Genomic DNA, 26,550 nt, shown 5'->3' with positions numbered 1-26,550 from the left:
TTGGGTCAGCCGACCTTGGCCAGGGCTTCAGCCAGGCCGCTGGTGGAACGTGCCGGATGGAAGGGAACCGTGACGCAGCGGCCACCCCAACCGGCGATCAGGCGGGCTTCGGGCAGTTCTTCGGGTTCGTAATCGCCGCCCTTGACCCAAATGTCGGGCCGGAGCCGGTCCAGGCAGGCCTCAGGCGTGTCCTCTCCGAAAACCACCACGGCATCGACACAGGACAACGCCAGCAAGAGTTCCGCGCGGTCCTCCTGGCTGACGATCGGCCGATGAGCCCCCTTGAGGCGGCGAACGGATTCGTCGGAGTTCAAGCAGACAATGAGGCAGTCGCCCATGCTGCGGGCAGCGGCGAGCGTCCGGGCGTGTCCGGCGTGGAGAAGGTCGAAGCACCCTCCGGTGGCCACCACGGTCCCGCCCTTCGCACGGACGGATTCGGCGAGTTGGACCCCATCGGGTTCCAGGCCGGCGGGGCCGTTGACCAGTCCGAGCCCTTTGAGTTCGACGACGGGACTCACCCGGGTGGATACGTCCGCGGATTCAGCGGCCCGACCGTCCGCGCGATCCTCCGCGCTGGCCGGCACGGCGAGCGACGCTGCACCCCCGTTGGCCAAGAACGCCGAAGCATCCTCCACCGCGCGGGCAGCAGCCTCCGGCAGTTCCACACCGCGCCCCAAGTGCACTGCGAGGCTCCCGGCCAACCGGTCACCGGCGCCGCACGGGTCCGTCACGGAAGTCCTGGGCGCGGGGATGTCCTTGGTGTCCCCGGAGGAACCCACCAGGACAGCGCCATCCTCCCCACGCGTCACCAACACGGCCGAGCTGCGCCAACGCTGCTGCAGATGGCGCCCCGCTTCTGCAGGTCCGGTCCGTGAAGGATCCAGCCCTGCCGCCTTGGCCACGGCCAGCGCCTCCGCGAGGTTGGGGGTCACGACGGCGACACCCGGCACAGGTTCCGAACCGGCAGGATGCGGATCCCACACCACCGGGACGCGGCAGGCAGCCTCTGCGAGCGCCGCCCTGATCTCAGGGTTGGCGGTGATTCCGCGGCCATAATCCGCCACGACCACCGCCTCCGCGGATACGATCGCGTCCACCATTTCCCGGGTGCATGCAGGGGTCGGGGCCGGGGCGCACCCTTCGTCGAAGCGGACCATGGGATGCGATCCGATCCGGACGCGCGTCTTGGTGGGCGTCGGGGCGAGCGGGGCTCCGGTGAGCACGGCGATACCCGCCAGGGCGCGCCGGAGGTGGCTCGCGCCGTCGTCGTCCGATACTGCGGTGACCAGCTTGACGTCATGGCCATCGTTCGAAAGGAGCGTGGCCACGAGGCCTGCACCGCCGGCCCGATGCCGGACATCCACGACGTCGACCACCGGAACGGGCGCGTCGGGGCTGAGCCGTGTTGCGTTGCCGTTGATATCCACGTCCAGGAGGACGTCGCCCACCACTGTCACTTTCATGACGGCGTTCCCTTGCCGGGGGCGGGGTGGGCTGCGTTCTGGCCAGGGTAGGCTCCGGACCGCCGGGCGACTTCCGCATCGAAGGCGCGGCACACCGCGTGGACGGCGATGAGGTGTCCTTCCTGGGCGTTGGCAGCGATGGCGTCCACCATCACTGCCTGTTCGCAGGCGTCGGAGAGCGGATTGGGGCCGGTGCCGGTCAATGCCCATGTGGTGATGCCGCGTTCCTTGGCTGCCCGCACGGCGTTGAGCAGGTTGGGGCTGCGGCCGCTCGTGGACAGGAGAATAAGGACATCCCCCGCCCGGCCGTGCGCCCGCACCTGCCTGGCGAAGACTTCCTCGTAGCCGTAGTCGTTGGAGAGTGCTGTCACGGCGGACGACTCAGCGTGCAGGGAGATCGCGGAGAACGGTGCCCTCTCGGCGTCGAACCTTCCCACGAGCTCGGCAGTGAGGTGCTGTGCTTCCGCAGCGGACCCTCCATTGCCCGCGGCGAGCAGCCGCTGCCCTGCGAGGAGCCGGTGCGCCAGTTCAGTGCCCCATTCGGAGAGCCGGCCTGCCTGCGAGCGCAGCGACTCAAGTGCCGGTAACACATTGTCCAGGTGCGTGGTGACTTCCGAGGCGGTGCGGGATCCACGGAGGTCCGGTGACCCGGCCCAGCCGACGGGCACAGTATCCGGGATGGGACGGGTTACGGGCATGGGTTTCATAGTCACAGTGCCGTTCCTTCCAGTGGTTCCAGGCCTTCTCCGGCCTGTCGGGAGAGCCCGGCGGCCAGGACGGATCGGTACGCTTTCTCGGTGTCGGCCGCGATGCGGTCCCAGGAGTAGCGTGAGCGGGCGCGGCGCATGCCGGCTTTCCCCATATCGGCACGCAGGGCGGGATCGCCGAGGAGCCGCCCCACGGCGTCGGCGATTGCTTCGGGGTCCCGCGGCGGGACGTGCAGTCCGGTTTTCTGGTCCACGACGGTCTCGCGGAGTCCTCCGACGGCGGCAGCCACCACGGGCACGCCGCAGGCCATGGCTTCGAGCGGCACGATGCCGAACGGCTCGTACCAAGGTGTGCAGATCACGGCGTCGGCGCTGCGGAAGATGCCGGGCATGGCATCGCGTGGAACCTGGCCTCGCATGGTCACCTTGTCCTCCACCCCGAGTTCCTTCGTCAGGGCACGGAGCCGTTGGGCTTCCGGGTCTTCCTCGAGGGTCAGGGCGTCGCCGGAGCCACCGACGATCAGGAGTTCGACGTCGTCAAAGCCCGCCTGGGCGAGGAGCGGCAGGGCCTGGATGATGAGGTCCACTCCCTTGCGGGGCACGAGGCGGCCGACGCTCAGGATGCGGTGCGTGCGGGACTTGGGTTCGGCGTCGGCGGTTCCCGGGAAAAGGTTGAGGTCCACGCCGCAGGGGGCAATGGAGATCTTGGAACGGCTGATGCCCAGTGCTTTGAGTTCGAAGACCTCATCCGGGCACGTGGCGATGACCCAGTCAGCTGTGCGGCCTACCCACGGTTCAAGCCAGGCACGGGCGGGCGGGCTGGTATCGGCGGAGCCCTGGTGCCTGCGCTTGACTGAGCCGAGCGCGTGGAACGTCTGCACCACGGGGATCGGATCCACTGCGCCGGACCGCCGGGAAGCCTGGATAGCGGCGAGCCCGGACATCCAGAAGTGTGCGTGGACCACGTCCGGGCCCTGGCCTGCCCAATGCTCGCAGATGCCGTCGGCGAGTTCGCCCATGAAGGGCAGCAGTTCGTCCTTGGGGAGGCGGCTGGCCGGACCTGCGTCGACGTGCACCACGGTGAGACCCGGAGCAACCTGCACCGTTGCAGGGAGGTCGGGATCATCGCGTCGCGTATAGACGGTGACTTGGTGGCCGCGGTCGGCCAGGCTGGAGGAAAGCGCCGCAACGTGGACGTTCTGCCCTCCGGCATCCACGCCTCCCAGGGCGGCCAAGGGACTGGCGTGTTCGGAAACCATGGAGATCTTCATGGGTGCGTCCTCTCTGTGTCATGGCCAACGGAAGAGTCGTGGCCGACGGACGTGTCATGGTTGACGGAAACCGCGTCGGCTGGCGGGCGGTGTTCCGTTCCGGGTTGCGGGCTGCGAACCCGCAGTTCCTTGCCAAGATCGGCCAGGAGTTCGTCCCAGGCGGTGAGGAACTTGGCAAGTCCGTAGCGTTCCAAGGCGGCCTCGCGTGCCACCATGCCCATCGCGAACGCGTCGTCGGGGTCATCGAGGAGCCGGCGGGCGAACCGCTGGAGTTCGTCCACGTCGTTCGAGACCAGTCCTGCACCGTGCGGGACGGCACGTGCAGCTTCAGTGGTGGAAAGTGCCAGCACGGGCATGCCCAGGTGCATGGCCTCCAGCAGGGCAAGGCCCAGCGACGTCCACCGCAGGGGGTGAAGGTAGAGCCTGCACCGGGCCAACTCCTGATGCAACTGCGGGGCGGGCACATCGCCGGCAATCCGGAGCCGCTCCTCGCTCAGCCCGAATCCTTTGAGGTTGAGTGCTTCGGGCAGGGCCTCTGTCCCCATTCCGAACACCCGCAGCGGAGCAACGCCGGCAAAGTCGGGCAGGAGGTCGGTCCCGGTCACCCGGCCCCGGCGCACAGGCTCATTCACGACCACGCCCATTTCCTCGCGCTCTCCCGTGTAAAGGAGGCCGGGATCGGGGATGCCGTGTTCAATCACCACTGTTGGCGCTGAGCCGGTGTCCCAAAAGAGCTTGTTGAAGTGGGTCACGTGCACCACGGGGATGTTGTGCTGGTCGGCGAGCGGATGCAGGGTGAACGGGACGTCGCCCTTGGGAGTGTTGTGCTCGAGGTAGACAGCGGGCAGGTCCACGCCCGGCCTTCGCCCGAGCGTCCGGGCCACAGCCGCGATCTCTTCGGGCCGCTGCAGGACCACGGCGTCCACGGTGTCCGGGTCGAGCGTAGCCAGTTCGACTTCCTGCGCGGTGACCGGCCACTCACGGCCGCCGCGCCCCAAGCCCCAAGGGCCGCCGTCGGGCTCCACCGGAAGGAGGTACTCGTGTTTACCGCGGACGAATGCCTCCATCCATCCGCCGTGGACATGCCACACCAGGATCCTCATGGTTTCCACACCTTTCTTCGCGTGGTCAGGGAGGAAACTCCACCCAATAGACGTTCCACCGCTTCCAAAACCTGTTCAGGGGTTACTGAACTGAGGCACGGGTGGCCCGGGACGGGACAGTTGCGCGCCCTTGTGTTCCGGCACGCGGCTTCCTGATCGCCCAGCAGCTCCATCGGCACCCCGTACGGCGCCCAGCGAATTGCCGGAACCACAGGTGCGAACAAGCACACCACCGGCGTGCCGACCGCTGCAGCCAGGTGGGCGGGTCCCGTGTTGCCGGTGACCACGACGGCGGCGCGCGCGAGTACCGCCGCCAGCGTCCTCAGGTTGGTACGTCCGCCGAGGTTCTGGGCGGAAGGGCCGGCCACCGTTGCCGTGAGTGACGTTTCTCCCGGCCCGCCCGTGACCACCACACGGTGCCCGTACGCCTCCAAGAGTTCCACGGCGGCCGCGTGGTGGAGCGCAGGCCAGGCCCTCGCCGGAGCAGCTGCCCCCGGATGGACCACAATGTAGGGGCCCTTGCTTGCCAGCTCTTCCACGAGCTCGTCATCCGGGTCGGGGGACGGGTTGATGTGCAGCTTGCCGTCGTCCCCTTGTGGGAGCCCAAAGCCCGCAGCCTGAGCGATTCCCAAGGCCCGGACCACCTCGGGTTGGTCTTCGGGAAAGTCCTCGCCGGGTTTCAACCTGACGTCAAGGAGCGATCCCGCATAGTCAGTAGAGGCGCCCGTGATCCGCTTGACGCCGGCGAGTCGCAGCAGCAGCGCCAACGGAAGCGGGGATTGGTGGAAGGACGTCAGGATCACGGCTTCCTCGATCCGCGAATTCCGGACGAACTCGATCAACCCGTTGGTCAACTCGTCGGTTGCCGGGGGTGCGGGGTTCACGATCCACGGGCATGGCCACGTGTGGACCTGGGTCACTCCGGGGAGCATTTCCGCAGCACCGGCACCTTCCGGCCCGCATAGCAGGACGACGTCGTTCGGGCGGCTGCCATCGGGCCTCGTTCCATTGGCCACAGCACGCAGGGCCGGTCCGGAGAGGAGCACATCGCCCATGCTGTCCAGCCGGGCCACCAGGACGCGGCTCATGCAGGTGCCACCCGGGTCTGCAGCAACAGTTCGACGGCGTGCTGCAGGTCGTCCGCAACCACCTCCGCCGCTTCAATCTCCTCAGCCCGGGTCACTTCCGTGGGCACCAGGACCGCACGGGCGCCGGCGGCTCGCGCGGCGCCCATGTCTGCCCCGATGTCACCGATCACGGCGGCCTCCGAAGGTTCGATGCCCAAAGTCCGGCACGCACTGAGGATCATTCCCGGCGCGGGCTTGCGGCAGGCACAACCGTCCTCCGGCCCGTGCGGGCACACTTCCCACACATCGAACGGCCCCAGGAGCTGCTCCACCCGCTGGTTCACGGCAGTGACTTGCCCCAGCGACAACAGGCCCCTCGCGACACCCGACTGGTTGCTCACTACCCCTGTTGCCAGTCCTGCCCGGCGTACTCTCTCGAGTGCCGGACGGGCACTGTCCATGGGCCGCACCAGTTGCGGGTCGCCGTTGTAAGGCACGTCAACGACGAGCGTTCCATCGCGGTCAAACAGGACCGCTTTCAACGTTCCGGTTCCTCCCATACCCGCAACGTTCCCCAGTTCTCCTCGCGCTAAACAGCGAGGCCGTGAGAAGTTTCCTGCCGCTAGACTCCTAGCGGGAGGCCATCGTGGACACTGTCAAAAGCAACGGACACCCCGTTTTGCTCGCCCTGCGCGCGCTGAAACTCGGCGATCTGCTGGTAGCCGTGCCGGCCCTCCGCGGGCTGCGCAGGGCCTTTCCGGAGCACAGGATCCTGTACGCCGCTCCGGGCTGGATTGCCGAAGCCCTGGAGCTGGTGGGCGGCATCGACCACCTGCCGACGCCGGGACTCGACGACCCGTTGACCATCGCCCCCGGGGTGGTTGATGTGGCCGTCAACCTGCACGGTAACGGGCCGGAGAGCCGGCAGAGAATCGATGAATTGAATGCGGGCCGCGTGCTGGCGCATTCCTCGCCGGAGCTGGACGGGCTGCCTGCGTTGGAGGGACCTGAGTGGACCACGGGCCTCCACGAACGCGAGCGCTGGACCAGGTTGCTGAATTGGCATGGCATTGACGCCGACCCCCTCGACTTCCGCCTGCACCGTCCCTCCGTCCCCTCACCGCGGCCAGGCGCCACCGTCATCCACGTGGGCGCCGCGTACGGTAGCAGGCTGTGGCCCGTGGAGCGGTTCGCGGACGTTGCGTCGGAGCTGGCGGCCGCCGGGCACGACGTCGTGTTCACGGGCGGCACCTCCGAACGCGGGCGCGCGGAAGAGACCGCCGCGCTAGCGCGCCTTAAGGGAGCAAACCTCGACGACGGGGTGCTGGCCGGGCGGCAAGGGCTCGCCGAGTTCGCGGCAACCATAGCCGAAGCACGGCTGGTGGTTTCCGCCGATACGGGGGCCGCTCACTTGGCCTCGGCCTACGTCCGGCCGTCGGTGGTCCTGTTTGGTCCCGCGCCCGCCGAAGAATGGGGTCCGCCGCCCGGACCACATAAGGTGCTGACCGCCGTCGAACTTCGCCGTGGTGACGTTTTCGCCGCGGATCCGGACCCCGCGCTCCTGGCCGTGGGCGTACGCGACGTGCTGGACGCCGTCGATGAACTGGGCTGCTGAAGCCGGGTTTGCGCCTTAGGGTGCAGTGCCGGTCTGGCGGTGGGCTTCTTCGTCCAGCAGCTGCGTCTGGAGGGAGACGAGGATCTTGGAGAGCTTCCGGGACACCTGCATTTGGGACATCCCCAGTGCCTCGGCGATGGTGGACTGCGTTTCCTCACGGTAGTAGCGCCGGTACAGCAGGTGCCGGTCTTCCGCGCTCAAGCTCCGAATGGCATTCCGCAGGGCCAGGACGTCCTCCAGCCTCTCCGTGGGGCACCCGAAAGCGGAGAGTGATCCCTGCAAGCCGTCCCTGCCCTCGGCAGCGGGAGCATCCAACGAATCGGGCCGTTTGCTGGAGCCGGCCATCAGGGCCTCCCGGACTTGGCATGGCTCGAGCTTCAGGTCGGCCGCTACTTCCTCAGGGGATGGTGTGCGCTGCAGGGCCTGGGTCATTTCCTCTGTCCGGGCCAGCACTTGCCGCCGTACGTCCTGGATAGGCCGAGGCGGACGGACCACCCAGCAATGGTCGCGGAGGTACCTCTTGACCTCGCCGGCGATCGTAGGGGCGGCGTAAGCCGGGAAGCTTATGCCCTTTGCCTCGTCATAGCCACGCGCCGCCTTGATCAAGCCCATGTACGCAACCTGACGGACGTCGTCGAGGTCGTGCGTGTGGGCCGAGTAACGGGCGGCGATGGACTTGGCTAGGTTGAGATGGTCCAAGACGAGGCCGTCCTGGAAGCTCTGACGGATGGTGCTCTCCGGCGCGGACGTCCTCGCGTGGACGTCGAATGGTCGGGTTTGTCGCATGGGGCTTCAATCCTTAGACCTGTTGGAAAGGGTGAGCCCACGGCAAGACTCTTAAAAAAGAGAAGCACACTTACTATTAGCTTTCAACGGGTATACAGGACTAGGCTCGGAGGGTAGCCTCATCCAGGGATCGGAGATCCAATGGAAGACCCCCAGCTTGTTGAAGAACCGCAACCCGTGGCCGCAGACATCCAGGACCTGCTGCTCGACACCCCCGACGTCGAGGCATTCTTGACCGAACTCGCACGCCACTCCGCTGCCATGTTCAGCAGCCCGGGCGGGGAAGTTTTCTGCGGCATCACCATGCTTCGGCACCGTGCCGCAGCCACGGTCGCCAGCAGCAGTGAGCGCGCCTTATCGCTCGATGAACTCCAATACCAGTTCGCGGACGGCCCCTGCCTAACCGCCGCGCGGGAGGGCACATTGGTACATATCCCGGACCTCGGGAGGGACAACACCTGGCCCGAGTACAACGAGGTAGCCACCAAGCAAGGCATCCGTTCAGTCCTGGCCGTCCCGTTTCCCTTGACCGACAACGCTGCCAAGGCCGGGCTTAACCTCTACTCCGAACGTACCGGCGGCTTCGACCAGGCCAGCGTGCAGCGCGCCACCGACTATGTAGAGCAGGCCTCCAAAGGCCTCCGCTTGGCAGTCCTCATCGCCCAGCACAGCCAGACGGCCGCCAACCTGCGGGCTGCCATGGCGTCCCGCACGGTCATCGACGTTGCAACCGGCATCATCATTGCCCAAAACCGCTGTACCCAGGCGGAAGCCGTCGAACTCATCAAGAAGGCCTCAAGCAACCGGAACGTCAAGCTCCGGGACGTCGCCCAAGCCATTGTTGATTCGGCAGGCGGCGGACCAGTCCAGACCCACTTCAAGTAGTTCCTTCCGTCCAACCAAACGAGGTGTTACCCATGCAAACCGTCACCAAAGCCGTTGAGGTGGAGGTACCCGTGTCCGTGGCCTACAACCAGTGGACCCAATTCGAGAAGTTTCCGGAATTCATGAGCGGCGTGGAAAATGTCCGCCAAATCGACGACGCAACACTCCATTTCTCCACGAAAGTCGGCGGGGTCAAGCGTGAATACGACGCCCGGATCACCCAGCAGGTGCCTGACACCGTCATCAGCTGGGAAAGCATCGACCAACCACGTAACGCCGGGACCGTCCGCTTCGACAACCTCGGACCTGAGCATTGCGGAATCAGCGTGACCCTGGAGTGGGAGCCCGAGGGATTCATCGAGAAAGCCGGCGCTGCGCTGTCCGCTGACGAGATGCAGGTGGCCGCGGACCTGGACAAGTTCAAGGAATTCATCGAAGACCGCGGGCGTGAAACCGGGGCGTGGCGGGGACGGCTGGACTGATTGCTTCCGTGGTCCGGGGTCGGGTCCGGGCGCGCGCGAACTCTAAGCTTGGAGCGCTCCGATAATGGCACCCATCGCGGTGAAGGTGACCACGTTGTAGCTGCCGTTGATAGCGAAGAGCACAGGGCTGCGGCGTTCGAAAAGGTAGTTCACGCCCAGTGCCGTGGCAACCCAACCAACACCCGCAGCCAAGCCGGCGAGCGTGCCAAAGACGGCTCCTTCCCGGCCAATGAAGGCTGCGAGGAACACGGCCATCACCAGCGCCAGGATGAACGACCCCACGAACACCCTCGCCGTTCCGGACTTCAATTGCTCGTCAGTAACGCCTGCCGCTTTCTGCCATGGCCTGGCGAAGAGCAGCGAATACCAGAGACCGCCCACAACGAACGTGGCCAAAGCCGCCAGCACTACGGCCAGCCAGTTGATGTTTACTTCCATGGTGGGTCCTCTCCCGGGTCTTCAGGTTCTGAGTGGACCCTATGCCTCGGTACCGACGGCGTCTTGTAAAAAAGCCGCACGGATGCCGCTAGCTCGCAACGTCCTCCAACGGAACGAAGGTCGCATACTCCGCCCCATGGCTTTGGACCACCTGCAGATACTCCGTGGGCGTGAAGCCGCTGAATCTCCGGAACGAGCGGATCAGGTGGGGCTGGTCGTAGTAGTCCGCCAAGCCCAACAGTTCCCGGCCCGGAACGGCGCCCGGCGGAAGCGCCGCGGCCTGGTTGACGAACCTGTAGAAACGGCAGACGTCCGAGTACGTCTTGGCCGTCGTCCCGCAATCCCGCTTCATGATCCGCTCAAGCGTGGACGAACTGATGCCCAATCCTGAAGCCAACACCGCTACTTCCACGTCCCGTTCCGCGAGGGTTTCCACGGCGTCAACCGTGCGCGGATCAGGTTGATAACCCTTGCGGATCCGGTCCGCGAGGAAGGTGGCCAGCACCGTGAACGCCCCAGCCGGTTCCGCTTTGAGTAGTTTCGGCCGGAGGTCGGTGAAGCCCGGAAACACGCTTTCAGCGTCCACTACCCTGCCTTGGAACGTCGATGGCGGCTGGGGGGTGAACGCCGCCAGGCCATAGGGAGTCAGTCGGGCACCGACGTTGAATAGCCGGTCCGGGTTCTCGCTGATGAGGTAGCTGCGTTGAAGTCCGGCGTAGAAGCCTGCGGAAACCTCCGTGGCTGCGGCTTCCACGCCATCGCCCGGGGTGATGAGCCGGTACGGGTCCGAGAGGTTGAGGACCAAGTGGGCCGAAGGGCCGGGCAGGATTTTTTCATACCTGGTCTTCGGCCGGCCGCGGACAAACCACAGCTGTGTGACGAACGGCTGCAGCGCGGGTGGCGCCGGGATCTCCTCGTAGAGCACAGGCCCAGTCTAGGAGCTACCCCTCCGAAGGTGAGCGGGCAGTTACAGAAGGCCGCGCAACACCAGGGCGGCGCCGTCGTCGAACACTGACGCGGTGACCTCATCCGCAACGGCGAGGACTTCCTCGGGAGCCTGGCCCATCGCCACACCGCGACCTGCCCACGTGAGCATCTCGATGTCATTGCGGCCGTCGCCGATGGCGAGGGTGTTGTCCGGGTCAGTGCCGAGTTGAAGGCGCAGGGCCTCAAGCGCACTGGCCTTGGTGACACCCTCCGCGGCGATGTCCAGCCAGGCCGTCCAGCCCACCGAGTAGGTGACGCCGGAGAGGCCGATGTGGCGAATGGCCGCGTTGAATTCCTCCGAGGTGTTCTCGCTGCTGAAGACAACGACGCGGACGGCCGTGGAGTCCAGCATGGTCTGGAAGTCGACGCCGATTGCTTCCACACCAAAGCTCGCATCCTGGAAGCGCTCGGTGGAGAGGAAGTTGCCGTCCTCGTCCTCCAGCGCGTACTTGGCGTTGGGCAGCCGCTCGCGGAGTGCTTTCAGGGCGGGTGCGGGGTCGAAGGTGGCCTTGTGGATGATCTCGTACCCGGCGTCCAGGTTTGGATCGAGGCAGAGGGTCACGCCACCGTTGCAGCACACCGCGTACCCACGCTCCAGGCCGATCTGCTCGATGATCGGGAGCGTGGCATTGAGGGAGCGGCCCGTGGCGATCATGACGTCGTGCCCCTTGGCCACCACTGCCTGCGCGGCGCTGCGGACGCCAGGGGACATGTGGCCATCGTGGTCCACCAGGGTACCGTCAACGTCCAGGGCGATCATGAGTTTGTTGTTGTTATTTGGCTGGTCATCGATGCCAGCAACTGGAGTATCAGTCAAAATAGTCATGCTTCCAGTAGAGCAGACCCTACCGACACCCACTAGGACCGGGACCACAGCAGGGGCTTAACGGGGAGTGAACAGTTGAGACCCTGGCCCCCGCCCCCGCCTGCCACTTTTCACCCACCTGCGGACATTTCACCCCCGCATCCCGTGGTGAATTGTCCACATAGAGGTGAATGTCACTGGGGCTATCCACATAGCGGTGCACGTCCCGTGTTCACGTGGTCCCCGTAGGGCAACAGTTGCTCATGGACTACCGGAACGAATTCATAGTAGCTGCCCGGCATGGGCTGGAATCAGGAAGTACACGGCAGCTTAGCCGCCGGTACAAGAAGGGCGAGCTCGTCAGAGTCCGCAAAGGAATCTACGTGGACAAGCAGCATTGGCTCGGGCTCAAGCCCTGGCAGAGATACGCCGCAACTGCACGGGCAGTGGCTGCAGAGAACCCGTCCGCGGAATTCTGCTTTGAAACAGCGGCGGTGTTCTGGGGCCTCCAAGTTGTTGGCGTTCCATCGCACATCCACCTGGCCAACGCTTCGCGCGGACATGCCGGGGCCCGAAGCTCCAGCACCTGCGCAGCCGTCGTCGGCCCGTCCCACGCTACCGGACTTGAGAGAGTTCGGGGGTACGGCATTTACCGGCACTACTACTCCACCGGCACGGTGGCCCTCCGCGGGTTGCGACTGACCGACTTGCCGCGAACGGCGGTGGATGTCCTTGCCAGAGGCTCATTCAGCAAGGGAGTCGTCCTGGCCGACCACGCCATCAGTGCATCGAGGTTTCCTTCGCTTGTCACGAGTAAAGCCACACTCGGCATGGCAGCCGAGAACCTGGCTTCCCACGCCAAGAGGGAGCGTGTGAACTCTATTCTTAGCTTCGCTGATAAGAATTCCGGATCTGCGGGTGAATCTCTTAGTCGTGCGCAGATGCACCTGTTGGGCTTTCCAGCTCCCGAGTTGCAGTGCGAGTTCCACGACGCCATGGGCTTCGTTGCCCGTACAGACTTCTTCTGGCGTGACCAGGGAATTATCGGTGAGTTCGATGGCGATGCAAAGTACTTGCAGGACGAGTATCTGGGTGGCCTGAGCGCGCGGGAAGCCGTACTGGCCGAGAAAAAACGGGAGGACAGGCTGCGTGCCATGGGGTTCACAGTGGTGCGCTGGGACTGGGCCACGGCCAACGATCCGGCCAAGCTCACAGCAAAACTCCTCGCGGCCGGACTTGCGCCGGAACCCAACACCGCCAAACGGACAATTCACCAGCGCGCGCAAGGGTGAATTGTCCGCTGGAGGGTGATCTAGAGAACCGGGAGGACCTCGAGCCCGCCCAGGTACTTCTGCAGCGCCTTGGGCACGTTCACGGAGCCATCAGGGTTCTGGTGGTGCTCAAGCAATGCCACGATCCAGCGCGTAGTGGCCAGCGTACCGTTCAAAGTAGCCACAGCACGGGTGCCCTTGGCGACGCCTTCCTCGGTGACCACGCGTTCGCGGATGTTGAGGCGGCGGGCCTGGAAGGTGGTGCAGTTGGAGGTGGAGGTGAGCTCGCGGTAGGCGTTCTGCGTGGGAACCCAGGCTTCGCAGTCGAACTTCCGGGCCGCGGACATGCCCAAGTCACCGGCGGCGGTGTCGATCACGCGGTAGGGAAGCTCGCACTTGGCCAGCATCTCCTCTTCCCACGCCAGCAAACGCTCGTGCTCGGCAGCGGCTTCCTCGACCGTGGTGTAGATGAACATCTCCACCTTGTTGAACTGGTGAACCCGGATGATGCCACGGGTGTCCTTGCCGTGGGAACCGGCCTCGCGGCGGTAGCAGGAGCTCTGGCCGGCGTAGCGGATCGGACCGTTGGTTAGGTCCAGAATTTCGTCTGCGTGGTAGCCGGCGAGGGCCACCTCCGAGGTTCCCACAAGGTAAAGGTCGTCTTCAGCGAGACGGTAGATCTCGGCGTCGTGCTTTACATCGAAACCGGTGCCCTGCATGGTCTCCGGGCGCACCAAAGTGGGGGTGATCATGGGGATGAAGCCGGCCTCTATGGCCTGGTCCATGGCCATCTGCAGCAACGCCATCTCCAGGCGCGCGCCGACCCCGCGCAGGAAGTAGAAGCGTGCACCGGAAACCTTGGCGCCGCGTTCCATATCAATGGCGCCGATCAGCTCACCAATTTCCAGGTGGTCCTTGGGCTCGAAGTCGGGGAATTCGCGTGGGGTGCCCACAGTCTTCACCACCACGAAATCGTCCTCGCCACCCTCGGGCACGCCGTCGACGATCAGGTTGGGGATGATGCGCAGGAGTTCGTCCTGCTTGGCCTGTGCGGCATCGGCTTCCGCGGAAGCGGCCTTCACCGAGTTGGCCAGCTCCTTGACCTCTGCCAGCAGTGCCTGCTTCTCTTCGCCCTTGGCCTGTGCCACCTTCTTGCCAAAGGCGTTCTGCTCGGCCCGGAGGGTCTCGTAGCGGATCAGCGCGGCGCGGCGGTCGGAGTCGGCGGAGATGATCGCGTCCACAACGGACTCGTCGGCACCACGGGCGCGCTGGCTGGCACGGAACTTGTCCGGGTTTTCGCTGAGGTCTTTTACGTCGATCACCACACAAGAGTATCGAATCGGACGTGCCCTCCCTTGACGATAGTGTTGGAGCACCATGAGCGACTGGATCCTGTACGTGATTCTCGCTGGGGGCGTGGCGTTTGCCGTCTCCAGTTGGTGGGGTGTGCGCCGATTGAAAGCCAGGCACATCAGGAGCGCGGTGCGGGAGGATACGCACAAGCCGGACCCCGGGTACCAAAGGGTTGCCGTGGTCTTCAACCCGATCAAGAACAACGCCGAGGTTGCGCGGCAAGGGATCATCGACGCCTGCGAACTGGCAGGTTGGGACGCGCCCAGGTTCTTCGAAACCACTCCCGAGGACCCCGGTTACGGCCAGTCGCGCCAGGCGCTGGAGTACGGGGCCGACGTCGTTCTGGCGTGCGGCGGCGACGGTACTGTGCGGGTAGTGGCTGAGTCGCTGGCGAACAAGAACGTCGCGATGGGCCTGGTACCGCTGGGCACGGGAAACCTGTTGGCACGCAACGTCGAGCTGGACGTCAACGACATCGCCGACTGCATCCAAATTGCCTTGTTCGGGCATCAGCGGTACATCGACACCGCAACCATGAGCATCGCCAACAACACCACCGGGGAGTCGTCCGTGCACACGTTCCTGGTCATCGCCGGCATGGGCCTGGACGCGGAAGTTGTGGGTGACACAAAGGAAGACCTCAAGAAAACCGTGGGCTGGCTCGCCTACACGGAGGCGGGCGTCCGGCATTTGCCCGGCCGCCGGAAGCGCGTCACCATCACCATGGACGACGAACCCGAGCAGTCGCGCAAGATCCGCAGCGTCCTCTTCGCCAACTGCGGCCTGATCCCGGGCGGCATCGACTTCATCCCGCAGGCCATGCTCGACGACGGCATGCTGGACATCGTGGTCATGAGCCCGCGAAGCGCGTTCGGCTGGCTTGCGATGTACGCAAAGGTCCTGTTCAAGCACAACCGGAACCTGCCGGTGATGAACTTCTACCGTTCCGGCAAGGTCACCATCCGCAGCCAGGAACCGATGGCAACACAGCTCGACGGCGACCCCTCGGGTGAGGCGACCAAGGTCACCGTTCAGGTCCAGCCGGCTTCGCTGCTGGTTCGAGTGCCGAAGGCTGTAACGGCTTAGACCGCGCCCTTGTCCGGCTGCGCTGCTGTTTGTTCGGCTGCTTCTGCGGCGGCTTTCGCGGCGGCCCGGGCCTCAGCCTGTTCGCGGATCATTGCTTGTTCTTCTTCAAAACGGAGTCGATCCGCGCGGTCAGCTTCGTCGCCGTCCCAGTCGTCCTTGTTGTCGCCGGAGGGCTTGGGATTGACGATCATGCCCTGGCCGTCTTTGTCATCGCGGTGGACAGACATGACCTCTCCCTTCTTTTGGGCATTTCATCCATCGTTTATGGATCAGGCAAGCATACGCACAGTTGCATCAGTGCGAAAGGGGTTGAAGCGTCAATTATTTAGCCCTGCCGGAGAGGACCGAGCGGCCCCGGCCAAGCCGTGGCGACTAGCTTTTCAGGATCGATTCAACCCATGCGTGGGCCGACGCGAAGGCGGCATCCGAGGTGTGTGGAGCCACCACGGCGGCCTGCTTGTCAGCGCGCGCGTATGAGCCCAGGAAACGGGTGGCGGGGCTGATCCGGTGCAGTCCTGCGAGGGCGTCGGCTACCCGGGAATCCGCAGCGTGGCCATCGGCGTCGATGCTGAAGAAGTAGTGGCCCAGGTACTGGCCGGTTGGCCTCGATTCGATGCGGCTCAAGTTCACTCCCCGGGAAGCGAACTGGTCCAGGATTTCCATGAGCGCTCCCGGGTGGTCCTCGGGCAGGGGCACCACCACGGTGGTCTTGTCCGCACCGGTCCGTTCGGGAAGTGTGCCGGGCCGGCTCACAAGGATGAAGCGCGTTACAGCATCAGGGTTGTCGCCGATGTTCTCCGCCAGCACCTTGAGCCCGGGCCGGGAAGCGGCCACAAGCGGTGCACAGATAGCGGCTTCGTAAGGGGCGCCGTCATCCAGGAGTCCCATCGCAGCAGCAGCGGTGGATGATCCCGGAACATAGTCGGCGTGCGGAATATGTTCGTCGACCCAGAGGCGGCACTGCGCCCAGGCATGCCCATGCGTTGAGATCCGCTTGATGTCGGAAATTTCGACGCCGGCCCTCGCCACGAGCACGAAAGTGATGGGAACAAGGGCCTCACGGATGATCCGGAGTTCCGGGCCGGTCGCGATCGCATCCAGCGTCGCGGTCACGCCGCCCTCCACCGAGTTCTCGATGGGAACCATGGCAGCATCGGCTTCACCGGCCCGTACTTTGTCCAAGGCCGTGTTGACGTTGGTGCACGGAATGCGCGTGGCATCGCGTGCACCCGGAACCTGCATCAGCGCAGCCTCGGTGAACGTACCTTCAGGGCCGAGGAACGTGTAGGTGAGTGCTGACATGGAATATTCCTTGCTGGTTATGTTGTCGCCGGGGCTTACAGAACGACGGGCTTCAAGCCATTGTCCGACACCATGGGCCGCCCCGCCTCGAACCACATGTCCATGCCTCCGGCCACGTTCACGGCAGAGTACCCCTGGCCGACGAGCCACTGCACCACACGGAAGGAACGCCCGCCGGTGCGGCAGATGACAAACAGGTCGTCGTCAGGGTCCAGTTCTTCCAGGCGTGCGGGCAGTTGATCCATGGGGATGTGGCGCGCACCTTCAGCGTGTCCGGCAACCCACTCGTACTCTTCACGGACGTCCAGGATGTTGGCGTCGGCCGGAATGTCGCCCACCGGTACGGTTTCGAAGTCGCTCATGGTGTCCCTTCCTTGGATTAAGTCACCATCCAGCCTAGTCCCCCCGGGATTCGCGTGCGGCGCTGCTTGCATGCCGGGGTCCGGGCGCGAAGACTGGATCGCAAACGATCCCCGAACAGGTAGCAAGGAGCAGGACCCATGGCGGCTGGACAACCCACCATCCTGGCAACATCCGGCGGTTACAGGCCGGGCAGCCGGACAAGGATCGAGTTCGACCACCTCATGCATTACGCCGTGGAATTGTCCGGGGTGACGGGCCGTGCGCCCCGCGTGACACACATAGGCACAGCTTCCGGGGATCAACGCTGGTGGGCCGCGGAAATGGACCAGGCCGCCCGCATTGCAGGCTTTGATTTCAGCCACCTGAACCTTTTCACCATGCCCAACGTCGAGGACCCCGAGGCACACTTGCTGGAGCAGGACGTGGTGTGGGTCAACGGCGGCTCGGTGGTGAACCTCCTGGCGGTGTGGCGTGCCCATGGACTGGACCGGATCCTCCTCAAAGCATGGGAAGGCGGCGTGGTGCTTGCGGGCGTTTCGGCGGGCTCCATTTGCTGGTTCAAGGGTGGCGTCACGGACTCCTTCGGTCCAGAGCTGCGCCCGGTGACCGACACGCTCGGCTTCCTCCCTTATGCCAACGGTGTCCACTACGACTCCGAACTCCGGCGCCGCCCCACCATCCACAAGCTGGTGGCCAACGGCACGCTTGGCGAGGCACATTGCACGGACGACGGCGTGGGGCTGGTGTACCGGGGCACGGAACTTGTGGAGGTGGTGTCGGAGGTGAAGAACAAGGCTGCCTTCCGCGTCACCGCTGGTGCCGGCGAGAGCGTTGATGCCATTGCCGTGGAGGAACGGTTGGAGTCGCGTTTCCTTGGTTGATTCCGACCCCGGTATCGCGCAGTTGGGCGCGGTCGAACTTCGCCATGCCCTGGCCTCCGGAGAGCTCTCAGCCCGCGAGGTCACCGCCCACTTCCTCTCGGTCATCGAGACCCGGAACAAGCAACTGGGTGCGTTCATCACAGTCACCGCCGGGCAGGCCATGGAAGATGCCAAGGCCGCCGATGCCTTCCACGCAAACCGCGCGCGCAACAACCTTCCCCTCCTCCACGGCATGCCCGTCGCGTTCAAGGACCTCACTGACGTCGCCGGTGTCCCGACAACCCACGGCAGCGCGGCACTGGAGCACAAGCCTGCCCCTGAGGACAGTGCCGTTGCAGCTGCCCTGAAGGCGCACGGCGTTATCTCGTTGGGCAAGACCCAGGTTCCGGAGTTCGGACTCACCGCCTACAGCGAAAACCGCGTCGCGCCGCCGTCGCGCAATCCGCATTCGCCGAGCCGCAGTTCCGGCGGTTCCTCGGGCGGCAGTGCTGCCGCGGTGGCCGCGGGGATGGTTCCGTTCGCGCCCGGTTCCGACGGCGGCGGCTCCATTCGCATCCCTGCCGGCGCCTGTGGGCTGGTTGGCTTGAAGCCCGGCCGTGGCGTGGTGCCGTCCGGTGCGAGTGCCGGCGACGCAGCGAAGTTGGTGGTCGCCGGGCCGCTGGCACGCTCGGCGGCTGACGCTGCCTTGCTGCTTGATGCACTCGTCCCCGTGGAGGACAAGCCCGACGGCGGATACCTCGCCAATGTCGGGCGGCCACCCTCGCCGCTGCGCGTCGGAGTGAGCCTGGACAGCCCATGGGCCGGGGTCTATCCGTTTGCAGTTGAGCAGGAAGCATTGGACGCCCTGGCACGCGGAGTGGAGTTGTTGGAGTTCGCCGGTCACCGTGTCGGTGAAGCTGACATCCGCTACGACAACCGCTATCCCGCAGCGTTCACCGCGGCCTGGACTGCCGGCGTCGGGAGTGCCCGCATAGCACCCCAGCGGGAGGCGTTGCTGACCCCGCTGACCCGCACGTTCCGGCGTCGGGCGCAACAGCGCAGCGCGGCCAAGGTCAACGAGGCACTGGCGTTCCTGCGGCAGTTCGAGCACGACACGGTCGCGCAGTACGCGCCATGGGACGTCATCCTCATGCCGACGCTCGCCCAGACGCCGCGGCCGATCGGTTGGTTCACCGGTGGCGGGCACAGCGACGAGCCGTGGCCGACCGCGTGGGCCGGCGACGCGGACGATGACTACAGGCGCCAGTGCGAGTTCGCGCCTTGGAGTTCCATGGTGAACGTGTGCGGGCTGCCGGCCATCAGCGTTCCTGTTTTCGTCACGGAGAGCGGCTTGCCGATGGGAATCCAGCTCATCGGCAGAGCGGGTTCTGAGCTGCAACTTCTCCAGTTGGCTGCGGTTCTGGAGGCTTCTTAGAACGGGTGTCTACCATACGGAAAGTGGTTGCCTGGGGCATTGATCGATGTGACAATGCCCGCAGTCAGTGCCAGCATTGAGGAAATGAGCACACCTCAAACCACGACTACGCCTGCCAAAACACCGGGCGATACGTCATTCTTCGGCCACCCAAAGATGTTGGCCAGCCTCTTTTCCGTGGAGATGTGGGAGCGGTTCTCCTTCTACGGCATGCAGGGAATCCTGCTTTACTACATGTACTTCACCGCCGATCAGGGCGGCCTTTCCATCGACAAAGGCCTCGCCGCCGGTTTGGTTGGCGCTTATGGCGGCGGCGTCTACCTGTCCACCATCCTTGGCGCATGGCTTGCCGACCGGGTCTTCGGCTCTGAAAAGGTCCTCTTCGGCTCCGCCATCATGATCATGGCCGGCCACGTCGCGCTTGCGCTCCTGCCCGGCGTGCCGGGACTGATCGCCGGCCTGGTGCTCGTGGGTATCGGCTCGGGCGGGTTGAAGGCCAACGCCACCGCGTTGGTGGGAACCCTGTACAGCGAGAAGGACGAGCGCCGCGACGCCGGATTCTCCATCTTCTACATGGGCATCAACATCGGCGGACTCATCGGCCCGCTGGTGACCGGTTGGTTGCAGGAAAGCAACGGGTTCCACTGGGGCTTCGGCGCAGCTGCGGTCGGCATGGCCATCGGCCTGGTCATCTACGCGCTCGGCCGCAAACGGCTTCCCGAGGAAGCACACCGCGTACCCAACCCGCTCCCGGCAGCGGACCGCACCCGGTACGGCCTCATTTTCCTGGGCATCCTCGTGGTGATCGGCGTCCTGCTCGGCACGGGCATCGTCAACGCCGACAACCTCGCACGCAGCATGGCCTACGCCGCCATCGCCGCTTCCGTGATCTACCTGTTCCTGATCTTCCGGAGCCCGCTGGTGAACGGCCTGGAGCGCAAACGCGTGCTCGCATTCATTCCGCTCTACGTGGCATCGGCTGCGTTCTGGGCCCTGTTCCAGCAGCAGTTCACGTTCATCGCCGTGTACTCCGAGGAGAAGCTGGACCGCAACCTGTTCGGCTGGGAGATGCCCGCCGCCTGGGTCCAGTCGATCAACCCGGTGTTCATCATCATCTTTGCCGGGGTCATGGCTGCCCTGTGGACCAAGCTCGGATCCAAGCAGCCGAGTTCACCCCTGAAGTTCTCCGCCGGCCTGTTCATCATGGGCCTCGCATTCCTGGCCTTCATCCCGCTGGCCGGTGACGGCAAGACCCCGCTCCTGGCACTCGTGGGCATCCTGTTCCTGTTTACCCTCGCGGAGCTCTTCCTCTCCCCCATCGGCCTCTCCGTGAGCACCAAGCTCGCTCCCAAGGCGTTCCACACCCAGATGGTGGCCCTGTTCTTCCTGTCGGTTTCGCTCGGCACCACCCTGGCCGGCATCCTCGCCGGCCTCTACAACCCCGATGACGAGCTCCCGTACTTCCTGGGCATCGGCGGCGTGGCCGTGGTGCTTGCTGTGGCCTTGGCGGTTGCTTCACCCGCGATCAAAAAGCTGATGGGTGGCGTACGGTAGCTTCCGCGCCTTCCGGGCGAATGCCCGCGGCTCACCTCGCGCATGACGCACGACGGCGGCCTTCACGTCAGGTGGGTTTCCCACCTCACGCGAGGGCCGCCGTCGTTCGCGTTAGTAGTTGTAACTGCCTGCGGCGCCGATCGCAGCTACGAAGACGATGAAAACGACTACTGTGATCGCGACGCCGAGGTAGCCCATCACCAAACCTGCGATCGCCATGCCCTTGCCTGCCGGTTCACGGTTGAGGGCCAAGTGACCGAGGATCACGGCCGCGATCTGGGGAAGGATAAAGAATCCGAAGCCGACGTAAATCGCGATGCCGCAGCACATTGCAGCGATGCTCAGGCCCTTGGGCTGGGTGGGCATGGCATAGTACGCGGGCTGGCCGTAGGGGTTCGGCTGGCCGTACGGCTGCTGGCTGAAGGCCTGTTGCTGATACGGGCTCGGCGGCTGCCCGTACGGCGACGGGCTCGGCTGGCTGTAGTCGCCCGGAGTGTAAGGGCTGCTACCCGAAGTGCTCTGGGTGGGCTGGCTCTGGGTGGGCTGGCTGTACGAGCTGGTGGGCTGCGGCCGCGTGTAGAAGTCGTCCTGCCCCTGCGCGTTCTGGGTATAGGCGTTCTGCTCGTATGGCGGGATTGGCTGGGTCTGCGCGTCGAACGGCGGCGGCGCAACCGAGGCGCCCTGCTCCGAAGAGCGCGACTCCGGTGCACTGAATTCTGCGGGCGGAACGTACTGCGGCGGTTCGTAGCCCGCCGGCTTGTCGTCGTGGCCCTTGGATGGCTGGTCTGACATGGGATCCCCCTGAACGTGGTCTTTGATCCCAACACTACCGCCGCTCGGTGCGCCGCATAAGGTAGGCAGCGTTGTGGCGCCGGCGGTCCGAAGCGGGCCGAATCCTGCCACTAAACAGGTCGTGCGTAAACGCGAAGTGAATCTTTCGCCCTTACCGCCCAGAATTCCCGCCACACAGCGTCACAGGGGTCCCAACCGAGTCATTTCCTGTCTGTGGGCCTTGTAGTCTGGCATGCTGGACGACATGGCTAGCCGAGCGGGCACAGTTGCCCTTCCTGAGGACCTTGTTGACATCACAGCCCTGCTGGACGCGTATTTCGACGTAGCTCCGGACCTGGGTGATCCTGCGCAGCGCGTGGCGTTTGGAACGTCGGGACACCGCGGATCGAGCTTGAAAGCGTCGTTCAACGAGCGGCACATTCTTGCCATCACGCAGGCGATCGTTGAATACCGCGGACGCCAAGGCATCACCGGACCGCTTTTCATCGGCCGCGATACTCATGCCCTGAGCGAACCGGCCCAGAACTCCGCTTTGGAGGTCCTCGCTGCCAACGGCGTCACGGTGCTGGTGGATGCACGCCACGGCTACACGCCCACCCCTGCCTTGAGCCACGCCATCCTCAAGTACAACCGCGAAGCAGCGCCGGGCACTCCCCAGGCAGACGGCATCGTGGTCACCCCCAGCCACAACCCGCCGGCCGACGGTGGCTTCAAGTACAACCCGCCCCACGGTGGCCCGGCGGACACGGACGCCACGGGATGGATCGCCAACCGCGCCAACCAGTTGCTTGAGAACGACCTCCGCGGCGTGAAGCGCATTCCGCTTAACGACGCCTTGAACGCTGACACCACCGGCAAGTTCGATTTCCTCAGCAGTTACGTGGACGACCTCCCGTCCGTGCTGGACCTTGACGCGATCCGCAACGCGGGCGTCCGCATCGGCGCAGACCCCATGGGCGGCGCGTCAGTGGACTACTGGGGCGAGATCGGCGAGCGCCACCAGCTCAACCTCACTGTCGTGAACCCCACCGTGGATCCGCAGTGGGCCTTCATGACCCTCGACTGGGACGAGAAGATCCGCATGGACTGCTCCTCGCCGTCCGCCATGGCCTCGCTGATCCAGCGGATGGCTGCCGGCGCATCCGGGGGCTCCGCCTATGACGTCGCCACCGGTAACGACGCCGACGCGGACCGCCACGGCATTGTGACACCCGATGGTGGGTTGATGAACCCGAACCACTACCTCGCCGTCGCCATCGATTACCTGTATCGCAACCGCAGCGGCTGGAACCCGGAGTCCGTGGTGGGCAAGACGTTGGTTTCGTCCTCCATCATCGACCGCGTAGCTGACGGCCTGGGCCGCAAGCTCGTCGAGGTTCCTGTGGGCTTCAAGTGGTTCGTTCCGGGCTTGCTTTCCGGCGAAGGCGCTTTCGGAGGCGAGGAATCGGCCGGTGCGTCCTTCAACAAGCGTGACGGCAGCGTATGGACCACTGACAAGGACGGCATCCTGCTGGCCCTCTTGGCTTCGGAGATCACGGCCGTCACCGGGTCCTCACCCTCGCAACTGTACAAGGGCCTCACCGACCAGTTCGGCGCACCCGTCTACGCCCGCATCGATGCCGCCGCGTCCCGCGAGCAAAAGTCCAAACTGGGCAAGCTCTCCGCCGCGGACGTTACGGCCACTACCCTTGCCGGCGAGGACATCACCGCAAAGCTCACGGAGGCCCCCGGTAATGGCGCCTCCATCGGCGGGCTCAAGGTTGTCACGGAGAATGCCTGGTTCGCGGCCCGTCCGTCCGGCACCGAGGACGTGTACAAGATTTATGCCGAGTCCTTCAAGGGCGCCGACCACCTGAAGCAGGTCCAGGAAGAGGCGAAGGCCCTGGTGGACGGGGTTATTGCGTAGGTTCTGCTGCTTCCGCCGGCGCCGCGCATCTCCGCCGGCGCTGCGCATCTCCGCCGGCGCTGCGCATTTCCGCGGGCGACGCTGAAAAGGGCTGGGGACACTCGAATTCAGGTGTCCCCAGCCCGTTTCTGTGTCTTCATGCTGTTTGGCTGTCCTCAGCCTCGTCGGCGTCCTGGGTCCACAGCCTGAGGATGCGCCGGATGGTGTGGTTACCATCCGGCGCCATGTCCACCAGCGCTACTTGATCAAGCACGACGGCGTCTCCCGGACTTGGGCGCTTGCCGTCGTGGTGGGAGATGTGGGGCCGGTAGCGTTCCAGGACATAGTTGGGCGTTGCAATGCGCCCACCGATGTTGACCACCGCGTCCACGAGCTCTTCATGGAGGCCCTGCAGCAAGGGGTTGGGGTCGATCAGGCTCACCGGGATGGATCCCATATGTCCGAAGCCCGCCTCCTCACCAACGGTCAGCGGCGTTCCCAAGGCACCGTTCACCGGCGCTTCGGCCAGGTCCGCGAGGACATCGGCGACGTCGGCACTTCCGTCACTGCCGCAGTCGAACCTTAACAGCGTGATGTGCAGCGGCCAGTCGGTGCGCGGAAAAACCAGCCCCGGCGACACGGGCTCGGTGAACGCCACCCAAATCAGGTTCCGCATAGGAATCAGTGTCTCACCGGTCCCCCGGAAGCGGCAGGGACCCCCAACGCTCTCTCACCAACCACCCCCAATCCCCCAACCGTCTCTCACCGAAACGCCATTAAACGCCAACGCTCCTGCACTCGAGTGCAAGAGCGTTGCCGTGGAAGGACTGGAATCAGACGGTTCGGACCACATCGTCGTAAGCGAACTTGGGCTTGGCTTCGCCCCAGGCGTCCGGGCCGGGCTGGCCGATGTTGACGATCAGGAAGCTCTTCTGGTCGCCGGCCGGGAAGAACTCGGCGTCGATCGCGGCAAAGTCGGCGCCGGTCATCGGGCCGGCCGCGAAGCCGAGCGAGCGGACGGCGAGGATGAAGTAGCCGGCCTGCAGGTGGGCGTTGTTGTTGCCGGTGACGGCAGCGAGTTCAGCGTTGTCGTCGTACATGGCCTTAGGGGCACCGTAGGTGGGAAGGAACTTGTCCCACTGCCCTTGCCAGTCGGTGTCGTAGGAAAGGATGGCGACCAATGGAGCGGACGCGGTCTTGGCCTGGTTGCCGCGGGACAGGTGGTCCACCAGTTTGGCACGGGCCTCATCCGAGCGGACGTAGGTCACGCGGAGGGGCTGCGAGTTGAAGGCTGTGGGGCCGTACTTAGTGAGCTCGTAGATGGCGCGGGCCTGCTCGTCGGTGACTTCACCGGAGAAAGTGTTGGCGGTACGGGCTTCGGCAAAAATGGCGTCGACTGCTGCGGCGTCAATGACTGCTTCTTCGTGGGCGATCGTCATTCGTGAACCTTTCGCTGGGCCCAAGCCTCTGGGAGGCGGCCGGGGCACTTCTGCTTTCCATGGTTTCAACTGGGGCCGCGGCTGTCGTCTTCCCATGACGGCCCGTGACGTTGGGCACAGAACGTCTCGCCGCGGGGCCTGATCTGCGCCCTGTTTCCGGCGCGAGGCGCGTAGAACGGGCCACGCAACGGCGGTAATGTTGCACCGAACCCCAACACACTTCTGAGGAAGGCCCGCCATGAGCATGCTCGGCATCAAATGGAAGCTCCACGGCAACGGCAAGACCATCCGCCCCGGCCATGTGGTGTCCCCCGACGAGCGACTCGCGTGGCCGCTGACCATCGGCATCGGCATGCAGCACGTCGTGGCGATGTTCGGCGCGACCTTCCTCGTCCCCATCATCACGGGAATGCCGCCGGCGACCACCCTCTTCTTCTCCGGCATTGGCACGCTCCTGTTCCTGGTGATCACCAAGGGCCGCGTGCCCAGCTACCTCGGTTCCAGCTTCGCATTCATCGCTCCGATCATGGCGTCCCAGGAGCAGTACGGCGTTGCCGGCGCCTTGGGCGGCGTGGTGCTTGCCGGCGTCGTACTGGCTCTCATTGGAGCCGTCGTCCAAAAGTTCGGGGCCGAATGGATCAACCGGCTCATGCCGCCGATCGTGACTGGCGCGATCGTCGCGCTGATTGGCCTGAACCTCGCGCCGGCCGCGAAGAACAATTTCGACGCCGCGCCCGTCACCGCACTGGTGACACTCGTGACGATCATCCTGGTTAGTGTCCTCTTCCGTGGGATCATCGGGCGCCTCAGCATCCTGGTGGGTGTTGTTGTGGGGTATCTCGTGGCGATGATGCGCGGCGAGGTTTCGTACGAAAAGATGGACGCCGCGGCGTGGATCGGCCTACCGACGTTCCAGACGCCGGAATTCCACCTGGGCGTTGTGGGACTGTTCGTGCCGGTTGTGCTGGTGCTGGTGGCTGAGAACGTCGGGCACGTGAAGTCAGTGGCTGCGATGACCGGTCAAAACCTCGACGGCGTCTCCGGACGCGCGCTGATGGCCGACGGCGCCGCGACGGTACTAGCCGGTGTTGGCGGCGGTTCCGGTACCACAACTTATGCGGAAAACATCGGCGTCATGGCGGCTACCAAGGTCTATTCGACGGCGGCCTACTGGGTGGCGGGCATCTTCGCCATCCTGCTGAGCTTCTCCCCGAAATTCGGCGAACTGATCGCGACCGTCCCGCCCGGGGTGCTGGGCGGTGCGGCAACGATGTTGTACGGCATGATCGGTGTGCTCGGCGTGAAGATCTGGGTGCAGGGCAAGGTCAACTTCTCCAACCCGATCAACCTGACAACCGCCGCTGTGGCATTGATCATCGGCATCGCGGATTACACGTGGACGATTGGCGAGCTAAAGTTCACGGGCATCGCTTTGGGATCTGCCGCGGCCTTGGTGATCTATCACGGGATGACGGGACTGGCCCGTTGGCGCGGGACAGTCGCTGAGCCTGAGACGGAGACAGCGGGGCTGCCGCCAGCTGTTAAGTCGGCGATGAATGCTGCGGCGAAGAGGAGCGGGAAGAAGAAGTAGGGAAACCTAT

At 65.0% G+C, this 26,550-nt stretch carries 27 protein-coding genes; 10 read left to right on the top strand and 17 right to left on the bottom strand.

The window, feature by feature from the left end:
* Positions 1-5: 5 nt before the first annotated feature.
* Genes AB0N65_RS15990 through AB0N65_RS15965 form a run of 6 tightly spaced genes read right to left on the bottom strand, consistent with a single transcriptional unit; the run spans position 6 to position 6,171 of the window.
* The gene (locus tag AB0N65_RS15990; protein WP_364163597.1) at positions 6-1,463 is read right to left on the bottom strand and encodes a PfkB family carbohydrate kinase; all 1,458 of its coding nucleotides are present in this window, start codon (positions 1,461-1,463) and stop codon (positions 6-8) included.
* A complete protein-coding gene (locus AB0N65_RS15985) occupies positions 1,460-2,176 on the bottom strand; it encodes an SIS domain-containing protein (RefSeq protein WP_364163594.1) in 717 nt (238 codons plus the stop codon). The genes AB0N65_RS15990 and AB0N65_RS15985 overlap by 4 nt, the downstream gene beginning before the upstream one ends.
* Complete coding sequence (locus AB0N65_RS15980) at positions 2,173-3,441, bottom strand: glycosyltransferase (RefSeq protein ID WP_364163591.1); 1,269 nt, start codon at positions 3,439-3,441, stop codon at positions 2,173-2,175. The genes AB0N65_RS15985 and AB0N65_RS15980 overlap by 4 nt, the downstream gene beginning before the upstream one ends.
* Positions 3,438-4,544 (bottom strand): glycosyltransferase, encoded by a 1,107-nt coding sequence (locus AB0N65_RS15975; RefSeq protein ID WP_364163588.1) that lies wholly within the window; start codon positions 4,542-4,544, stop codon positions 3,438-3,440. The genes AB0N65_RS15980 and AB0N65_RS15975 overlap by 4 nt, the downstream gene beginning before the upstream one ends.
* The gene (locus tag AB0N65_RS15970; RefSeq protein ID WP_364163585.1) at positions 4,541-5,632 is read right to left on the bottom strand and encodes a glycosyltransferase family 9 protein; all 1,092 of its coding nucleotides are present in this window, start codon (positions 5,630-5,632) and stop codon (positions 4,541-4,543) included. The genes AB0N65_RS15975 and AB0N65_RS15970 overlap by 4 nt, the downstream gene beginning before the upstream one ends.
* Complete coding sequence (locus AB0N65_RS15965; protein WP_364163582.1) at positions 5,629-6,171, bottom strand: HAD-IIIA family hydrolase; 543 nt, start codon at positions 6,169-6,171, stop codon at positions 5,629-5,631. Before AB0N65_RS15965 ends, AB0N65_RS15970 begins: the two co-directional genes overlap by 4 nt.
* 86 nt (positions 6,172-6,257) lie before the next feature.
* Here AB0N65_RS15965 and AB0N65_RS15960 point away from each other — a divergent pair, with 86 nt between their 5' ends.
* Positions 6,258-7,226 (top strand): glycosyltransferase family 9 protein, encoded by a 969-nt coding sequence (locus tag AB0N65_RS15960; RefSeq protein WP_364163579.1) that lies wholly within the window; start codon positions 6,258-6,260, stop codon positions 7,224-7,226.
* Positions 7,227-7,241: 15 nt separating this feature from the next.
* On the opposite strand, the gene AB0N65_RS15955 is transcribed toward AB0N65_RS15960, so the two are convergent.
* The gene (locus AB0N65_RS15955; RefSeq protein WP_364163576.1) at positions 7,242-8,012 is read right to left on the bottom strand and encodes a sigma-70 family RNA polymerase sigma factor; all 771 of its coding nucleotides are present in this window, start codon (positions 8,010-8,012) and stop codon (positions 7,242-7,244) included.
* Between the two features lie 141 nt (positions 8,013-8,153).
* Between AB0N65_RS15955 and AB0N65_RS15950 the strand changes: the two genes are divergently transcribed.
* Positions 8,154-8,897, top strand: a complete 744-nt coding sequence (locus tag AB0N65_RS15950) for a GAF and ANTAR domain-containing protein (RefSeq protein WP_364163573.1) — start codon at positions 8,154-8,156, stop codon at positions 8,895-8,897.
* 32 nt (positions 8,898-8,929) lie between these two features.
* Positions 8,930-9,379 (top strand): SRPBCC family protein, encoded by a 450-nt coding sequence (locus AB0N65_RS15945; protein ID WP_364163570.1) that lies wholly within the window; start codon positions 8,930-8,932, stop codon positions 9,377-9,379.
* A gap of 42 nt (positions 9,380-9,421) precedes the next feature.
* On the opposite strand, the gene AB0N65_RS15940 is transcribed toward AB0N65_RS15945, so the two are convergent.
* From AB0N65_RS15940 to AB0N65_RS15930, 3 genes are all read right to left on the bottom strand, one after another.
* Positions 9,422-9,817 (bottom strand): DUF1761 domain-containing protein, encoded by a 396-nt coding sequence (locus AB0N65_RS15940; RefSeq protein WP_364163567.1) that lies wholly within the window; start codon positions 9,815-9,817, stop codon positions 9,422-9,424.
* 88 nt (positions 9,818-9,905) lie between these two features.
* Positions 9,906-10,742, bottom strand: coding sequence for an AraC family transcriptional regulator (locus tag AB0N65_RS15935; protein WP_364163564.1), 837 nt, complete (start codon positions 10,740-10,742; stop codon positions 9,906-9,908).
* Between the two features lie 42 nt (positions 10,743-10,784).
* Positions 10,785-11,630 (bottom strand): HAD family hydrolase, encoded by an 846-nt coding sequence (locus AB0N65_RS15930; RefSeq protein WP_364163562.1) that lies wholly within the window; start codon positions 11,628-11,630, stop codon positions 10,785-10,787.
* A gap of 362 nt (positions 11,631-11,992) precedes the next feature.
* On the opposite strand from AB0N65_RS15930, the gene AB0N65_RS15925 reads away from it, so the two are divergent.
* The gene (locus AB0N65_RS15925; protein ID WP_364163559.1) at positions 11,993-12,901 is read left to right on the top strand and encodes a hypothetical protein; all 909 of its coding nucleotides are present in this window, start codon (positions 11,993-11,995) and stop codon (positions 12,899-12,901) included.
* A gap of 20 nt (positions 12,902-12,921) precedes the next feature.
* On the opposite strand, the gene serS is transcribed toward AB0N65_RS15925, so the two are convergent.
* Complete coding sequence (gene serS / locus AB0N65_RS15920; RefSeq protein WP_364163687.1) at positions 12,922-14,202, bottom strand: serine--tRNA ligase; 1,281 nt, start codon at positions 14,200-14,202, stop codon at positions 12,922-12,924.
* A 55-nt stretch (positions 14,203-14,257) separates the two neighbouring features.
* Here serS and AB0N65_RS15915 point away from each other — a divergent pair, with 55 nt between their 5' ends.
* Positions 14,258-15,319, top strand: coding sequence for a diacylglycerol kinase family protein (locus AB0N65_RS15915; RefSeq protein WP_364163556.1), 1,062 nt, complete (start codon positions 14,258-14,260; stop codon positions 15,317-15,319).
* On the opposite strand, the gene AB0N65_RS15910 is transcribed toward AB0N65_RS15915, so the two are convergent.
* The 3 genes from AB0N65_RS15910 to AB0N65_RS15900 all read right to left on the bottom strand — a co-directional run bounded on the left by AB0N65_RS15910 (position 15,316) and on the right by AB0N65_RS15900 (position 16,983).
* The gene (locus AB0N65_RS15910) at positions 15,316-15,546 is read right to left on the bottom strand and encodes a hypothetical protein (RefSeq protein ID WP_364163553.1); all 231 of its coding nucleotides are present in this window, start codon (positions 15,544-15,546) and stop codon (positions 15,316-15,318) included. The genes AB0N65_RS15915 and AB0N65_RS15910 overlap by 4 nt on opposite strands.
* Before the next feature lie 145 nt (positions 15,547-15,691).
* On the bottom strand, positions 15,692-16,621 hold the full coding sequence (gene pheA, locus AB0N65_RS15905) for a prephenate dehydratase (protein WP_364163550.1): 930 nt from the start codon (positions 16,619-16,621) through the stop codon (positions 15,692-15,694).
* A 35-nt stretch (positions 16,622-16,656) separates the two neighbouring features.
* The gene (locus AB0N65_RS15900) at positions 16,657-16,983 is read right to left on the bottom strand and encodes a rhodanese-like domain-containing protein (protein WP_364163547.1); all 327 of its coding nucleotides are present in this window, start codon (positions 16,981-16,983) and stop codon (positions 16,657-16,659) included.
* Positions 16,984-17,121: 138 nt separating this feature from the next.
* Between AB0N65_RS15900 and AB0N65_RS15895 the strand changes: the two genes are divergently transcribed.
* From AB0N65_RS15895 to AB0N65_RS15885, 3 genes are read left to right on the top strand one after another with little or no spacing between them, the layout of a single operon-like run.
* Positions 17,122-17,865: a peptidase E gene (locus AB0N65_RS15895; protein WP_364163544.1), complete on the top strand. Its 744-nt coding sequence runs from the start codon at positions 17,122-17,124 to the stop codon at positions 17,863-17,865.
* Complete coding sequence (locus AB0N65_RS15890; protein ID WP_364163541.1) at positions 17,858-19,279, top strand: amidase; 1,422 nt, start codon at positions 17,858-17,860, stop codon at positions 19,277-19,279. The genes AB0N65_RS15895 and AB0N65_RS15890 overlap by 8 nt, the downstream gene beginning before the upstream one ends.
* 54 nt (positions 19,280-19,333) lie before the next feature.
* The gene (locus AB0N65_RS15885) at positions 19,334-20,833 is read left to right on the top strand and encodes a peptide MFS transporter (protein WP_364163538.1); all 1,500 of its coding nucleotides are present in this window, start codon (positions 19,334-19,336) and stop codon (positions 20,831-20,833) included.
* Positions 20,834-20,944: 111 nt separating this feature from the next.
* Here the strand turns inward: AB0N65_RS15885 and AB0N65_RS15880 are convergent, their stop codons facing one another.
* Positions 20,945-21,625, bottom strand: a complete 681-nt coding sequence (locus AB0N65_RS15880) for a DUF4190 domain-containing protein (protein ID WP_364163535.1) — start codon at positions 21,623-21,625, stop codon at positions 20,945-20,947.
* Between the two features lie 244 nt (positions 21,626-21,869).
* Here AB0N65_RS15880 and pgm point away from each other — a divergent pair, with 244 nt between their 5' ends.
* Entirely contained in the window at positions 21,870-23,531 is a 1,662-nt protein-coding gene (gene pgm, locus AB0N65_RS15875; RefSeq protein ID WP_364163532.1) for a phosphoglucomutase (alpha-D-glucose-1,6-bisphosphate-dependent), read from the top strand.
* A gap of 136 nt (positions 23,532-23,667) precedes the next feature.
* Here pgm and AB0N65_RS15870 read toward each other — a convergent pair whose 3' ends face one another.
* On the bottom strand, positions 23,668-24,186 hold the full coding sequence (locus AB0N65_RS15870; RefSeq protein WP_364163529.1) for a 2'-5' RNA ligase family protein: 519 nt from the start codon (positions 24,184-24,186) through the stop codon (positions 23,668-23,670).
* A 157-nt stretch (positions 24,187-24,343) separates the two neighbouring features.
* Complete coding sequence (locus tag AB0N65_RS15865) at positions 24,344-24,949, bottom strand: malonic semialdehyde reductase (protein ID WP_364163526.1); 606 nt, start codon at positions 24,947-24,949, stop codon at positions 24,344-24,346.
* Between the two features lie 238 nt (positions 24,950-25,187).
* On the opposite strand from AB0N65_RS15865, the gene AB0N65_RS15860 reads away from it, so the two are divergent.
* Entirely contained in the window at positions 25,188-26,540 is a 1,353-nt protein-coding gene (locus AB0N65_RS15860) for a solute carrier family 23 protein (protein WP_364163524.1), read from the top strand.
* Positions 26,541-26,550: the final 10 nt, after the last annotated feature.

The organism is Paenarthrobacter sp. NPDC089322, from assembly GCF_040684895.1.
In the GTDB taxonomy this organism is placed as follows: Bacteria; Actinomycetota; Actinomycetes; order Actinomycetales; family Micrococcaceae; genus Arthrobacter.
This window is presented reverse-complemented; position numbering and strand designations above follow the sequence as displayed.